This window comes from Nonomuraea sp. NEAU-A123 (genome assembly GCF_018603905.1).
Taxonomy (GTDB): Bacteria; Actinomycetota; Actinomycetes; order Streptosporangiales; family Streptosporangiaceae; genus Nonomuraea.
Map to the genome: position 1 here is coordinate 91,832 of NZ_JAHFZZ010000030.1, position 13,721 is coordinate 105,552.

14 protein-coding genes are annotated in these 13,721 nt (G+C 69.3%); 10 read left to right on the top strand and 4 right to left on the bottom strand.

The features are described from left to right. The first annotated feature begins 5 nt into the window (after window positions 1–5). The 3 genes from KLK06_RS62785 (at window position 6) to KLK06_RS51890 (ending at window position 2,982) form a co-directional block, all read left to right on the top strand. Entirely contained in the window at window positions 6–758 is a 753-nt protein-coding gene (locus KLK06_RS62785) for a class F sortase (RefSeq protein ID WP_308168854.1), read from the top strand. A gap of 25 nt (window positions 759–783) precedes the next feature. Next, window positions 784–1,764, top strand: a complete 981-nt coding sequence (locus tag KLK06_RS51885) for a hypothetical protein (RefSeq protein ID WP_214643271.1) — start codon at window positions 784–786, stop codon at window positions 1,762–1,764. Between the two features lie 72 nt (window positions 1,765–1,836). Continuing rightward, window positions 1,837–2,982, top strand: coding sequence for an acetyl-CoA C-acetyltransferase (locus KLK06_RS51890; RefSeq protein WP_214643272.1), 1,146 nt, complete (start codon window positions 1,837–1,839; stop codon window positions 2,980–2,982). A 135-nt stretch (window positions 2,983–3,117) separates the two neighbouring features. Here the strand turns inward: KLK06_RS51890 and KLK06_RS51895 are convergent, their stop codons facing one another. From KLK06_RS51895 to KLK06_RS51905, 3 genes are all read right to left on the bottom strand, one after another. Next, complete coding sequence (locus tag KLK06_RS51895) at window positions 3,118–3,255, bottom strand: hypothetical protein (protein WP_214643273.1); 138 nt, start codon at window positions 3,253–3,255, stop codon at window positions 3,118–3,120. 252 nt (window positions 3,256–3,507) lie between these two features. After that, window positions 3,508–4,119 carry a TetR/AcrR family transcriptional regulator gene (locus KLK06_RS51900; RefSeq protein WP_214643274.1) on the bottom strand — a complete coding sequence of 204 codons (612 nt, stop codon included), beginning with the start codon at window positions 4,117–4,119 and terminating at the stop codon, window positions 3,508–3,510. Continuing rightward, window positions 4,116–4,547: a hypothetical protein gene (locus KLK06_RS51905; protein ID WP_214643275.1), complete on the bottom strand. Its 432-nt coding sequence runs from the start codon at window positions 4,545–4,547 to the stop codon at window positions 4,116–4,118. Before KLK06_RS51905 ends, KLK06_RS51900 begins: the two co-directional genes overlap by 4 nt. A gap of 109 nt (window positions 4,548–4,656) precedes the next feature. Here KLK06_RS51905 and KLK06_RS51910 point away from each other — a divergent pair, with 109 nt between their 5' ends. The 4 genes from KLK06_RS51910 to KLK06_RS51925 all read left to right on the top strand — a co-directional run bounded on the left by KLK06_RS51910 (window position 4,657) and on the right by KLK06_RS51925 (window position 8,513). Beyond that, a complete protein-coding gene (locus tag KLK06_RS51910; protein ID WP_214643305.1) occupies window positions 4,657–5,199 on the top strand; it encodes an RNA 2'-phosphotransferase in 543 nt (180 codons plus the stop codon). A 90-nt stretch (window positions 5,200–5,289) separates the two neighbouring features. Continuing rightward, a complete protein-coding gene (locus KLK06_RS51915; protein WP_214643276.1) occupies window positions 5,290–6,834 on the top strand; it encodes a serine hydrolase in 1,545 nt (514 codons plus the stop codon). A 3-nt stretch (window positions 6,835–6,837) separates the two neighbouring features. Further along, window positions 6,838–7,866 (top strand): histidine kinase, encoded by a 1,029-nt coding sequence (locus tag KLK06_RS60980; protein WP_214643277.1) that lies wholly within the window; start codon window positions 6,838–6,840, stop codon window positions 7,864–7,866. Further along, the gene (locus KLK06_RS51925) at window positions 7,863–8,513 is read left to right on the top strand and encodes a response regulator transcription factor (protein ID WP_214643278.1); all 651 of its coding nucleotides are present in this window, start codon (window positions 7,863–7,865) and stop codon (window positions 8,511–8,513) included. Before KLK06_RS60980 ends, KLK06_RS51925 begins: the two co-directional genes overlap by 4 nt. Here KLK06_RS51925 and KLK06_RS51930 read toward each other — a convergent pair. Continuing rightward, complete coding sequence (locus tag KLK06_RS51930) at window positions 8,502–8,981, bottom strand: Lrp/AsnC family transcriptional regulator (protein WP_214643279.1); 480 nt, start codon at window positions 8,979–8,981, stop codon at window positions 8,502–8,504. The two genes, KLK06_RS51925 and KLK06_RS51930, sit on opposite strands and share 12 nt — an antisense overlap. Window positions 8,982–9,061: 80 nt before the next feature. Between KLK06_RS51930 and KLK06_RS51935 the strand changes: the two genes are divergently transcribed. From KLK06_RS51935 to KLK06_RS51945, 3 genes are all read left to right on the top strand, one after another. Further along, entirely contained in the window at window positions 9,062–10,249 is a 1,188-nt protein-coding gene (locus KLK06_RS51935) for an APC family permease (RefSeq protein ID WP_214643280.1), read from the top strand. Between the two features lie 100 nt (window positions 10,250–10,349). Beyond that, the gene (locus KLK06_RS51940) at window positions 10,350–12,212 is read left to right on the top strand and encodes an acyl-CoA dehydrogenase family protein (RefSeq protein WP_214643281.1); all 1,863 of its coding nucleotides are present in this window, start codon (window positions 10,350–10,352) and stop codon (window positions 12,210–12,212) included. Between the two features lie 188 nt (window positions 12,213–12,400). Continuing rightward, window positions 12,401–13,660 (top strand): extracellular solute-binding protein, encoded by a 1,260-nt coding sequence (locus tag KLK06_RS51945; protein WP_250907371.1) that lies wholly within the window; start codon window positions 12,401–12,403, stop codon window positions 13,658–13,660. The last annotated feature ends 61 nt before the right edge of the window (window positions 13,661–13,721 follow it).

A 13,721-nucleotide genomic window follows, 5' to 3' on the forward strand; every position in this document is an offset into this window, starting at 1 on the left:
CCGGCGTGGCTGGACAGTACCCCTACGGGGGTGAGCCGCCCCAGGACAGGGGAAGCACGATCCTCAGGTCGGTGCTGATCCTGGCCGCCGTGGCCGGGGTGGTGACCGTGGTGGCCGGGCTGCTGATCGTGCTCCGTGCGCCCGAGGAGTACGGCCTGGCCAGTCAGCGTGACACGCTGCCCGTCACCGTTCAGCCCGACGGCAAGGCCACGGGACAGCCGGCGCAGGCCCTGTTCAAGGCGGCCCCCACGGTGCCGCCGCCGTTGCCGCTGCCGACCCCGGCGCCCGCGATGCTGCCGTCCACCCCGCAGCGGATCGTGATCAAGCGGCTGGGGATCAACGCGCCGGTCGAGTCCGTCGGGCTCGCCAAGGACGGGACCATCCAGGTGCCGGCGGGCGACAACCCCAACCTGGTCGGCTGGTACCGCAACATGTCCACCCCCGGCGAAGCCGGTCCGGCGGTGATGCTCGGGCACAAGGACACCCGCACGCGCAGTGCCGTCTTCAGCCGCCTGTACGAGATCCGCAACGGCGACACCATCGAGGTCAAGCGGCAGGACCACACGACCGCCGTGTTCACCGTCGGCGGCGTGGAGCAGGCGAGCAAGAAGACGTTCCCCACCGAGCGGGTCTACGGCAACCGGGACAACGCCCAGCTGCACCTCATCACCTGCGGTGGCACGTACAACCGCAGCATCGGTCACTACACCGACAACATCATCGTCTATGCGACGATGACAAGCTCTTATCGAGGCTGAACGCGGAGGCGCGCGCATGGGCTGGATGGCTAAGCGGAGACTGCGTACTGGCCCGACGGCGGCCCTGCCCGCCAAACCGAGCCAGGCAGATCTTTTGCGAGTGGTACGGCTGGCCGACCCGGAGGCCCGCGAGGACGGCGGCGACATCGTGGCGGTGGACGTTCGCGTGCACGCCCCGGTCGAGGCCGAGCCCGAGTTGGTGGGCGGCGAGCTGGAACAGGTGTGGGCCTGCCGGGTGGTGGCGGAGGGACCCCTGCCGTTCGACTACTTCGACCGTTACCTGGCCGAGGGGATCGCCTTCCGCCTTGGCGGACTGGCCGTGTGCAGGGGAGAGGTGACCGATCCCGCCGACGACGACCGCGGCGGTCCGGCGGTGATCCTTCCGGTACGGCCGACTGCGGACGAACTGCGGGCGGTGCTGAGCCGCATCGACGGCGGCCACAAAGCCGAAATAGGCGACAGCGACGATGCCGCCGGCGACAGCGCCACGGAGGCTGCGACCGAGGACACCCCGACCGAGGACGCTGCGATCACCGACGTCGCGACCGCGGATGCGGATGCGGATGCGGGTTTGGGCGGCGACACCAAGCCCGACGCCGCGACTGCGGACGCCGACAGTGCTGCGGACGTCGACAGCGAAGCCGAGTCCGAGTCTGAGGCCGACGCCACGACAGCGGACACCGATGGTGACGCGGATGCCGACGCAGAAGCCGAGGCCGAAGCGGTTGCCGAGGTAGCCGCTGCCAGCGGTGACGCCACCCAGGACGATTTCCTCTACACGGTCGGCGACATACGGATCCTCGTGGTCCCGGAGAAGGGCCGCCCGCCCGCCGTACAGGAGCTGCTGCCCTTCGCCACCGAGCTGACCGCGATCGAGCTGCGCGGCGACGACCCCGAGAAGGTCGGCGCGCTCGCCCTGCGCCTGTCGGACGAGCTGAACGGGCTGATCGTGGACCGCTGGCGGTTCCGGATCGACGCGGTGGAGGACCTTCTGCCCCCGGGGTGACGGGGCGCAGAGCATCGTTCTGTTGTAGTCTCTCCCTAATAACCGAACAATGCTCGGTTTCAGGAGGGCACTGTGGCAGAGGCGTACATCGTCGGGGCGGTCCGTACCCCGGTCGGCAAGAAGAAGGGCGGCCTTTCCACCGTCCACCCCACTGACCTGGCCGCTCATACGCTGAAGGCGCTGATCGACCGCACCGGCGTCGACCCCACCGCGGTGGAGGACGTCATCATGGGGTGCGTCATGCAGTTCGGCCCCCAGAGCATGGACATCGCGCGCAATGCCTGGCTCTCGGCGGGACTGCCGGAGACCACGGCCGGTGTCACCATCGACCGGCAGTGCGGCTCCTCGCAGCAGTCGATCCACTTCGCGGCGCAGGGCGTCATGTCCGGTACCCAGGACCTGGTCGTGGCGGCCGGGGTCGAGTCGATGAGCATCGTGCCCATGGGCTCGTCGATCACGGCCGCGCTGGAGAAGGGCATGCCGTTCCCGTTCGGCGACATGTGGGTCGAACGGTACGGCAAGCAGGAGATCTCGCAGTTCCGCGGCGCGGAGCTGATGTGCGAGAAGTGGGGCCTCAAGCGCGACGAGCTGGAACGGTACGCCTTCGAATCCCACCAGCGGGCCGCCAAGGCCATCGCGAACGGCTACTTCAAGGACCAGATCGCCCCCATCAACGACGTCTCCGACGACGAGGGTCCGCGGGCGGACACGACGCTCGAGAAGATGGCCGGGCTGAAGACGCTCAAGGAAGACGGCCAGATCACCGCCGCCACGGCGTCGCAGATCTCCGACGGCTCGGGCGCGGTGCTGATCGCCTCGGCGCAGGCCGTGAAGGACCACGGGCTGACCCCGCGCGCCCGCATCCACCAGCTCGCGCTCATGGGTGACGACCCGGTGTTCATGCTGACGGCGCCGATCCCGGCGACGCGGCAGGCGCTGCGGAAGGCGGGGATGTCGATCGACGACATCGCCGTCACCGAGATCAACGAGGCGTTCGCGCCGGTGCCACTGGCGTGGATGAAGGAACTCGGCGCCGACCCGGCCACCGTCAACCCCAACGGCGGCGCCATCGCCCTGGGTCACCCGCTGGGCGGGACGGGCGCGATCCTGATGACCAAGCTGCTGCACGAGCTGGAGCGCACGGGCGGCAGGTACGGCCTCCAGACCATGTGCGAGGGCGGCGGCCAGGCCAACGTCACCATCATCGAGCGCCTCTGACCCGGCAGCCCGCTACCTGGTCCTGACGCGACGGTGCCCCGGCTCCTCGAACGAGGGGCCGGGGCACCGCGGGGAGTGCGGCGTGCCCATGGCGTCGGGTCGCGCGCCGCACGTACTACCATCCCGGGTAGTGGACTAGCGTCCCTTGGACGGGATCCGCCTGGGCGGCGCGATGGGCCGCTGCGGCATCCTCGGCATCTGCCGGGGAACCGGCGGGGTCTCCTGTCCCGGGAGGTTCTTACCGTTTTTCTTCTTGCCTGAACGAACTCGCATGAGGAAGCTCCTTTACGAAACTCACGACGCGGCCCGGGGCCGGTCGACAAGCTCAGCTGCCGCGTCTGGATGAGATCGGCGGGTGTGCGCACCGCCGGACGGGATGCCGAATTACAGGTAAAGGCGCATGTCATCGACCCTATGCGTCGTCCACCGCCGATCGCAACTGATTTATTCGCCCGCTCTTTGGTCGGCTCCGTCGTGTGTCCGTATGGGGCTGCCGGCGGATGGCCTGCCCCGCCGATCCCGTGGTCAGTGTTCTTGGCCGAGCTGCCCCTCGAACCCCGAAACCATGGCCCGCAGCCCCGCCTCGAACCACTGATCGTAAAACGCCACCGCCGCCATGCCGTTCAGTCTTGGGGGATCGGTGCCCGGTGGGGTGCCGACCTGGGCCAGGGCGTGGCCCAGGACGTAGACGGCGATCGACTGGATGGCGGTGAGCGCGTCCTGACGCGGAATCCCCGCCGCCCCGAACCGGTCCAACAGCCCGGCCAGCAGTTCCAGCCCCAGATCGATGTCCACCGGATGGGTCGCCAGCAGTGGTACGGCTTGCGGATGGCCGAGCAGCATCCGCCGGTAGGCCCCCGCGAACCGGCCGAGCGCCTCGGGCCACGGCGTGTCCGCTTCGAGGTCGATCACGGCTTCGGCGAACAGGTGATCGACCACCGCGGCGAGCACCGCGTCCCGGTTCGGCAGGTGGCGATACAGGGACATGGCCGAGACCCCGAGCTGGGTGCCGAGGCGGCGCATGGTGAGCGCGTCCAGCCCTTCGGCGTCCAGTACGTCGATGGCCGCGGCCACGATCCGTTCGCGGGTCAGGACGGCCGGGCGTCCCCTGCCGCGCCGGGCTCCGGGCTCGTTCATCCATCCAGGGTAACGATCAGCGTGGTGGCCAGCATGAGCACGGACAGAGCGCCCACCACCAGGTGCTGAACGTCGATCACCACATCATGCCCCGCGGCCGGCAGGATCTTGAGCGTCCGGCTGTACTCGCGCCGGTAGGTCTCCCGCTGCGCGGCCGTACCGCCGCCGAAGTAGGGAAGCCACCAGCTCACCACGTGTCCGCCGACTATGAGCACGCAGAGCGCGGTGGCGGCGATCAGCGACCAGGTCTGGTGCAGTGCGACCCCGGCCGCGATCAGTAACGGGAACGGGTAGTTGACGCAGGCCGCGAGCAGGCGCTGGCCGACGTTCCCGGGCCGGAGGTCGTTCAGCGGGAACATCGGCACCCACTCGGTCACGACGAGCCAGCCGAGCCAGACGAACGGGACGATGATCGCGATGGTGGTCATGGTGCTTACCTCCCGATGGATTTTGAGTACGTTGTAAGCTTACGTAGTACACAAAATGGCTGCAATAGGGTTGCCGGAGATCGGGTCGCTGGGACATGCTCGGGAGATGATGGACGACCGGAGGCTGGTGCGGATCTCGAAATACCTGGCCAAGCACCTACGCCACGAGCCCGAGCGGATCGGGATCGAGCTGGACGAGCGCGGCTGGGTGGAGGTCGACGTCTTCCTGCGCGCCGCCGCCTCCCACGGGTTCCCGATCGACCCGGCTGACCTGCAGCGGGTCGTGGCAGGCAACGACAAGCAGCGGTACGCCCTGGAGAACGGCAGGATCCGGGCGAACCAGGGCCATTCCATCGAGATAGACCTGGACCTGCCGGTGGCGGCGCCGCCCGCGTACCTCTACCACGGCACGGTGGCGCGGAGCCTGCCCGCGATCCGAGCTGAGGGCCTACGGCCGATGAACCGCCACCACGTCCACCTGTCGCCCGACCGCGAGACGGCCACGCGGGTGGGAGCTCGGCGGGGCAAGCCGGTGGTCCTGTCGGTGGACGCCGGGGCGATGCACGAGGCCGGACACGAGTTCCGCGTCAGCGCCAACGGGGTGTGGCTGGTGGACGGGGTACCACCGACGTTCCTCCGCTTTCCGGACTGACGCTTCCGGACTGACGTCAGACTTTCGTCAGGGGTAGTCCTGGACGGTCGGCGGATCTTTTCCCGCCCGTTGATTTCTACCGTCGTCACCATGAAACCCAAGCTCATCGGCACCCTCGCCGCGGCGACGGCGCTGATCGCCGCGCTGTCCGCACCTGCCGCCGCCTCAACCGTGCAGGCCGCCACCTCGATCGGCCGGGGAGCGTCGACCGCCGAACTGACCCCGGCCGCCATCGACGCCTACCTCGGCAAGGTCATGGATGCCACCGGCCTGCCGGGTATATCCGTCGTGGTCACCCACAACGACCAAGTGATCCACGCCGCCGGTTACGGTCAGGGCTCCGACGGCAAGCCCGTCACCGCCGACACCCCCATGCGGGTCGCCTCTCTCAGCAAGTCGTTCACCGCCATGGCCGTGCTGACGCTGGTCGACGCGGGCAAGATCCAACTGGACAAGCCGGTCGCCCAGCAACTGCCCGGCTTTCACATGGCGGACCCGCGCGCCACGACGATCACCGTACGTCAACTGCTCGACCAGACCTCCGGCCTGTCCGACACCACCCTCGACATCAACGCCCTGGAGGAGACCACCTCCCTCGCCCAGTACGTGGACCGGCTCAAGACCGGCACGCTCGCCACCGACCCCGGCACCCACTGGGCGTACTGCAACGTCAACTACGACCTGGCCGCCCGCCTGGTCGAGGTCGCCGGCGGCCAGAGCTTCGACGACTACCTGAAGCAGCACGTCTTCGCGCCGCTCGGCATGACCCACAGCGCCCTGCGACAGGAGGCGGTCCGGCCGTCGGACGGCTACAACTCGGTGTTCGGGGCCTGGGTGGCGCGTCCCGAACTGCCCGGATTCCTCGACGGCAGCGGCTCCGGTGGCGTCATCACCACCGCCGCCGACATGGGCGCCTGGCTGGTCACCCAGAACGGCAAGGGCAAGCAGCTCGTCACACCCCAGAGCCTGCGGACCATGCACACCCCGTCGAAGATCGGCGACTACGCCATGGGGTGGAGCCTCGACGGCGACACCAAGCTGCTCGTGCACTCCGGCAACCTGTTCACCTACACCGCCGTCGAAGCAATCTCCCCCGAGACCGGCTACGGCTTCGCGGTCATGACCAACAGCGCGGCCCTCACCGACGAAACGTACGCCGTCGCCACCGGTCTCCTCGCGATGGCCGAGGGGCGGACGCCCGAGTTGCCCGGTGGCGGGCGGCAGACGTCCGAGCTGGTGCTCGGCCTTATCGGGCTGGCAGCGGCCGGGCTGGGCATCATGGGCGTGCGGCGGTCAGGACGCTGGGCGGCCAGGCGGGCCGGGCGTCCCGGGTGGCGGATCGCGTTGCGGATGGTTCCGGTGCTGCTGCCGGTCGCGGTACTGGCGGCGTATCCGGACCTGATCTCGTTCATCTCGAACGGGCGGACGGTCACCTGGGCCCAGCTCACCTACTTCGCCGTGCCCATCACGATCACCCTGACGTTCGCGGCGCTGGCAGGCGTGGCCACGACGGTGATGCGGCTCGTCCGGCTGCGGGCAGGAAGCCGACGCGGTGCTGCGGGTCGTCCGGGTCGCGGGCAGTACGGCCCACGCTCTGGTCGCGGACCGCACGGCCATGCGCTCGATAGGGTCTAGCAGGTGAGAAACGGGGCGATTCTGGCAGTCGTCGCGGGGATCAGCCTGGTCAACGGGCTGCACCTCGACTACATCCCGGCCTGGCGGCAGTTGCTGTTCGTGGTGGTGGCCGTGGGCGCTTACCTGCACGGCAGGCATCTTCCGGTACGCCGGGACTGGCTGGTCCTGGGGGCGGTCGCGATACCCGGCATTGTGGCGCTGGGGGTGAACGTCTGGGACGGTGTGGGCGCGCTGATGGCCCTGGGGCTGTTCGCGGTGCTGCCCTGGTTGGCGGGGCGGTTCCGGCGGCAGCAGGCGGAGCTGGTCGAGGCGGGACGGCAGCGGGTCGGCCAACTGGAGCGGGAGCAGCAGTACACCGCCGAACGCGTCAAGCTCCATGAACGCGCTCGTATCGCCTCCGACATGCACGATTCGCTCGGCCACGAGCTGGCGCTGATCGCGCTGCGGGCCGGGGCCCTGGAGCTGGCCGCCGACATGAGCGAGGCGAACCGGGAGGCGGCCGCCCAACTGCGGGTCTCGGCGGTGACGGCCACCGACCGGTTGCGCCGTACCATCGGCCTGCTGCGGGACTCGGGCGGCGCCACGACGGACCCACCGGACGAATCGATCGAGGCGCTGGTGGAACGGGCTGTGCGGGCCGGCATGGCGGTGGCCCTGCGCCGCGACGACCGGTCGGCGGTCCTGCCGCCCCTGCTGGACCGGGCCGCGCACCGGGTGACGCAGGAGTCACTGACCAACGCCGCCCGCTACGCACCCGGCGCCGAGGTCCGGGTCACCATCGAACACAACGCCGGTACGCTCACGGTCACCGTGACCAACGCACCCCCGCCCACGATTCCCGCGCCCATCGGTGGTGGCGGTGGCACCGGGCTCGTCGGCCTGCGGGAACGGGTCCGGCTACTGGGCGGCACGCTGGAGGCCGGACCGACCGACGCGGCCGCACCGAACGTGGCGCCACATCCAGCCGCAGGTGGGTTCGCCGTGACGGCCCGCTTCCCCTGGCAGCCGTCCGACACAGGAGAAAGCGCATGATCCGAGTCCTGCTGGCCGATGACGAGCCCATGGTCCGAGCGGGGGTCAGGTCGATCCTGGCCACCGACCCCGGCATCGAGGTCGTCGCCGAGGCCGGAGACGGCCGGGAGGCCGTCGACCTGGCCCTCGCGCACCGGCCGGACGTGGCGATGCTCGACATCCGCATGCCCCGCCTGGACGGCCTGTCCGCGGCGGCCGAGTTGCGGGCCGTGCTGCCGGAGATGGCGGTGGTCATGCTGACCACCTTCGACGAACGCGAGTACGTGGCCAGGGCGCTCGAGGAGGGCGCGGGCGGTTTCCTGCTCAAGGCCGCCGACCCGCGCGAGCTGATCATCGGCGTCCGGGCGGTCGCGGGCGGCGCGGCGTACCTGTCGCCACGCATCGCCCACCAGGTCATCGCCGAGCTGAACGACGGCCGGCTCACCCGCACCACCACCGCCCGCAAGCGGACGGAATCCCTCACCCCGCGCGAACACGAGGTCCTGGCCCTCGTCGGCCGCGGCCTGTCCAACCAGGACATCGGCCGCGAGCTGTTCCTGTCGGAGGGCACGGTCAAGGCCCACGTCAGCGCCATCCTCCTGCGGCTGGAGGTGAACAACCGCGTCCAGGCCGCGATCATCGCCTACGAGGCGGGACTAATGACCTGACGCCATGCCGTCGTACGGCAGCAGGCCCGGCGCGGTGTTGTGCACCTGCTGGAAGATGACCGACGTACGGAACCCGGCGATCTCCCGCCGCTTGCTGAGCCGGTCGAGCAGGAAGGCGTGCAGGTGGTCCAGGTCCTGGACCGCCACGTGCAGCAGGAAGTCGTCCCCGCCCGCCAGGACGAACACGCTCAGCACCTCCGGCTGCTCGGCCGCTGACTGCTTGAACGTCTCGATGACGGTCCTGCTGAGCGGACGTACCTGGACGGAGACGAGCGCCTGGACGCTCCGGTTCAGTGCCGCCGGGGCGATGTCGGCGTGGTAGCCCCGGATGACCCCGCGCCGGGTCAGCGCGCGGACGCGTTCCAGACAGGTGGAGGGGGCGACGCCGAGCTGTCTGGCCAGTTCCCGGTTCGATTGCCGCGCATCCGTTTGAAGAAGTCGAATGATTCCCGAATCAAGTTCATCCACGGCGGCATTATCCCTCCAGAACCAATCAAACGTTCGCCAGCATCCGGGAAGCATCACGCATCCGACTAATTTCAGCTGATATGTCGGAACAAACGAAAGGTCGCCTGAGTGCCGGACAGGGCACGGCGATGCTGCTGGGCGGGGTGCTCGGACCGGGCATGCTGGTGCTGCCGCAACTGGCCGCCGAGGCCGCAGGACCGGCGTCGATCCTGGCCTGGGTGGGCCTGCTGGCGCTGAGCGCACCGGTGGCGATCACGTTCGCCACGCTCGGCGCCCGCTACCCGAACGGCGGCGGGGTGGCCGCCTTCACCGGCCTCGCGTTCGGCGGCCGGGCCGCCGCGGTGGTCGGCTGGTGGTTCTACGGCGCGGTTCCGCTCGGCATCGTGGCCGGCGCGCAGGTGGGCGCGGTCTACGTCGCCGCCACCCTGGGCGTGGACCAGACCATCGCCGCCGGCGCCCTGCTCGCCGCCGCCTTCCTCGCCAACGCCGCGGGCTTGCGCACCTCGGGACGACTCCAGGTGATCTTGGTGCTCCTCCTGATCGCGCTCCTGGCGACGGCCGTCGTCACCGCCGCGCCACACGCCAGCGCCGCGAACTTCACCCCATTCGCCCCGTACGGCATGGCAGGCGTGGTCTCCGCGGCCGGAGTGCTTTTTTTCGCCTTCGTCGGCTGGGAAGCCGCCACCCACCTGTCCGCGGAGATCGGCGACATCAGAAGGGCCACCACGGTGACCCTGCTCGTGATCGCCGTCCTCTACCTGAGCGTCTCGATCACCTCGATCGCCGTCCTGAGCCGCCCGGCCCCCATGTCCGCCCTGCTGGAGACCGGCATCGGCGCCGCGGCCGGTCCGATCACGATGGCCGCGGCCATCGCCCTCACCTTCGGCGCCATCAACACGTACATAGCCGGCGCCGCCCGCCTGGGCGCGTCCATGGCCGGCAACGGATCCCTGCCGTCCTGGTTCGGCAGAGGCGGCGCTCCTGGACAGACCCCGTACCGCAGTCTGGCCCTCCTGGCCGCCCTGACCGGCCTGGTCATGTTGTGGCCGGCGGACCTCGACACCCTCATGAGAGCCACCTCGGCCTGCCTGGCCGCGGTGACCACGGCGGGCGTGGCCGCGGCCATCCGAATCCTTCCGCCGGGAAAGCAGCGCAACACGGCCGTCGCGGCGACCGCCCTGTCATGCATAGCCCTGGCCTGCTGCGGCACATACCTGGCAGTGCCGGTGGCTCTATCCCTGATAGCCCTGCTGGCGGCAAAGCGGTAACGGGCGGAGGCCCGAATCCGGGTGCGGCGGGTAGCGGGCGACCCGTGCTTGCCGTAGAAGGAAGAGAAAGAGACCCCTCACCGAACGGAAGAGGGACGCGATGACCGACTACGCAAAGGCGAGAGAGCTCGGCGAGCAGGCCCGCGAGAAGGAGTGGACCCGCCCGAGCTTCGCGAAGCAGCTGTTTCTTGGAGACTTCCGCCTCGACCTGGTCTATCCCGCACCCACGCTGGCCGACGAGGCGACCAAGCGCGGGGAGGACTTCGTCAGAGCCGTCCGGCGGTATCTGGACACGCACGTCGATCCCGCCGCGATCGAGCGGACCGCGCAGGTGCCCGACGAGGTGGTCAAGGGACTGGCCGGGCTCGGGGCGTTCGGGATCACGATCAGTGAGGAGTACGGCGGGCTGGGTCTGCCGTACCTGTACTACTGCCGCGCGCTCATGCTCGTCGGGTCCTACTGCCCGGCGCTGGCCACGCTGCTGTCGGCGCACCAGTCGATCGGGGTGCCGCAGCCGATCAAGCTGTTCGGCACCGAGGAGCAGAAGCGGGAGTACCTGCCGAGGTGCGCGCGCGGCGAGGTGTCGGCGTTCCTGCTGACGGAGCCGGACGTGGGCTCCGACCCGGCGCGGCTGTCCACGACCGCCGTCAGGGACGGCGACGACTACGTGCTCGACGGCGTCAAGCTGTGGACGACGAACGGCGTGGTCGCCGACCTGCTCGTGGTCATGGCTCGCACCGGCAAGAAGATCAGCGCGTTCGTGGTCGAGGCCGACTCGCCCGGCATCACGGTGAAGCGGCGCAACGCGTTCATGGGGCTCAGGGGCATCGAGAACGGTGTCACCGAGTTCTCCCAGGTCAGAGTGCCCGCCAAGAATCTCATCGGGCGCGAGGGCGAGGGGCTGAAGATCGCGCTCACCACGCTCAACACCGGGCGCCTGTCGCTGCCCGCCACCTGCGCGGGCAACGCCAAGTGGGCGGTGAAGATCGCTCGCGAGTGGGGCAACGCCCGCGTGCAGTGGGGGCGCAAGATCGGTGAGCACGAAGCCGTCGCCACGAAGATCGCTTTCATCGCGGCCACCGCGTACGCCCTGGAGGCCGTCTGCGAGCTGACCAGCCGCATGGCCGACGACCAGCGCAACGACATCAGGATCGAGGCCGCGCTGGCCAAGCTCTACGCCTCCGAGCTGTCCTACCAGGTGCTCGACGAACTGCTCCAGATCAGGGGCGGGCGCGGCTACGAGACCGCCGAGTCGCTGGTCGCGCGGGGCGAGCGCGGGGTGCCGGTCGAGCAGATGCTGCGCGACTCGCGGATCAACCGGATCTTCGAGGGCTCCTCCGAGATCATGCGGCTGCTGATCACCCGCGAGGCGGTCGACGCTCACCTGTCGGCGGCCGGGGAGCTCATCAACCCCGACGCGTCCAGGAAGGAACGCGCGCAGGCGCTGCGGCAGGCCGGCCGCTTCTACGCCCGCTGGCTGCCGACCCTGGTCGCGGGCAGCGGCAACCTGCCCGCCGGCTACGCCGAGTTCGGCCCGCTGGCCGCCCACCTGCGCTTCGTCGAGCGGACCAGCAGGAAGCTGGCCCGGTCCACCTTCTACGGGATGTCCCGCTGGCAGGGGCGGCTCGAACACAAGCAGTCGTTCCTCGGCCGGATCATCGACATCGGGGCCGAACTGTTCGCCATGACGGCGGTCTGCGTCAAGGCCGAGGAGGACGCCCACGACCTGGGGCGGCGGCCGTACGAGCTGGCGGACACGTTCTGCCAGCAGGCGCGGCGGCGGGCGGAGGCGCTGTTCGCCAGGCTCTGGGACAACAGCGACAGCCAGGACGCGCGGCTGGCCCGCTACGTCCTCGAAGGCCGTTACACCTTCGTCGAGGAGGGCATTCTCGACCCGTCCATCGAAGGGCCGTGGATCGGATCGCCGCAGGGCGGGGAGAACGTACGGAGAAAGATCCTCTGACGCGCGGTCTAGACCGGTTGTGAGGTTTTTCGCGTCTTAGTGTTTTCAAACCGAGACCAACCGGTATAGACCAGACGCCAAATCGGGGCTTACTCTGACGCAAACGCGTTGAGCTGCGACTCACGCACCCGGCGGCTGGTACGGACCAGCGAGACCCGTCCGACGAGAAGGCGGTACTTTCGGTGAACATGAAACTTGTGGGCGGCGCCGCTCTCGGCTTGGCGACCGTGCTGGTCCTGTCCAGCTGCGGCTCGGGAGGAGATTCCAGGAGCACCCCGAAGTCCTCCGCCGGCGGCCCGGTGACGCTCAAGATGGTCGCCGCCGACTACGGCGACGGCCCGGGCAAGCCGAACTCGGGTGAGACGTTCTGGAAGGGCGTCGTGGACGAGTTCCAGGCGGCGAACCCGAACATCAAGGTCGACGTCCAGGTCATCAACTGGAACGACATCGACAAGCAGGTCGCCACCATGGTCCAGAACGGCCAGGTGCCCGACATCCTGCAGACCGGCGACTACTCCGGTTTCGTCAAGGACCAGCTCCTCTACAAGGTCGACGAGGTCCTGTCGCCGAACGTCTCCGGCGACATGCTGCAGAAGTTCGCCGACTTCGGCAAGGTCGACGGCGCCGCGTACGGCATCCCGTTCGTGTCCTCGGCCCGCGCCCTGTTCTACAACAAGGACCTGTTCGCGAAGGCCGGCATCGCCGAGCCGCCCAAGACCTGGGACGAGCTCAAGGCCGACGCCGAGAAGCTGAAGAAGGCCGGCGTCAGCCAGCCGGACGGCCTCGCGCTCGGGCAGGAGGAGGCCCAGGCCGAGTCGTTCCTGTGGATGCTCGGCAACGGCGGCGGCTACAAGGACGCCTCCGGCAAGTGGGCGATCAACTCCCCGCAGAACGTCGAGACGTTCAACTACCTGAAGGGCCTGGTCAACGCCGGTCTGACCACCCCGAACCCGGGCACCAAGGACCGCAAGACCGTCTGGGAGGACTTCGGCGCCGGCAAGGTCGGCATGGTCAACGGCGGCCCGATGTCCATCCCGATCTTCGACGCGGCCGGGCTGAAGAACTACGGCGTCGCGCCGATCCCCGGCAAGTCCGGCCCGCTCGACACCACGCTCGGCGTCATGGACTGGATCATGGCGTTCAACAAGAACGGCCACGCCGCCGAGATCAAGAAGTTCTTCGACTTCTTCTACACCGGCAGCGCCGCGCAGAAGATCAGCGACACCTACAAGCTGCTGCCCGTGACCAACGGCGGCATCCAGAAGCTGTCGGGCGACGAGAAGCTCAAGCCGTTCCTCGACGCGCTGCCCAACGCCAGCTTCTACCCGTTCCAGGACCCGAAGTGGGCCGAGGTGAACCCGCAGATCAAGCAGACCATCGGCGGGGCCGTCAAGGACGACCCGGCCAAGGTGCTCGGCGAGCTCCAGAAGACCGCCGAGGCCAGCTGACCCGTCGGGGGTCTGTACGGCCGGCGCTTCGCGTCTCGAGCGCCGGCCGTACCTTCATGGA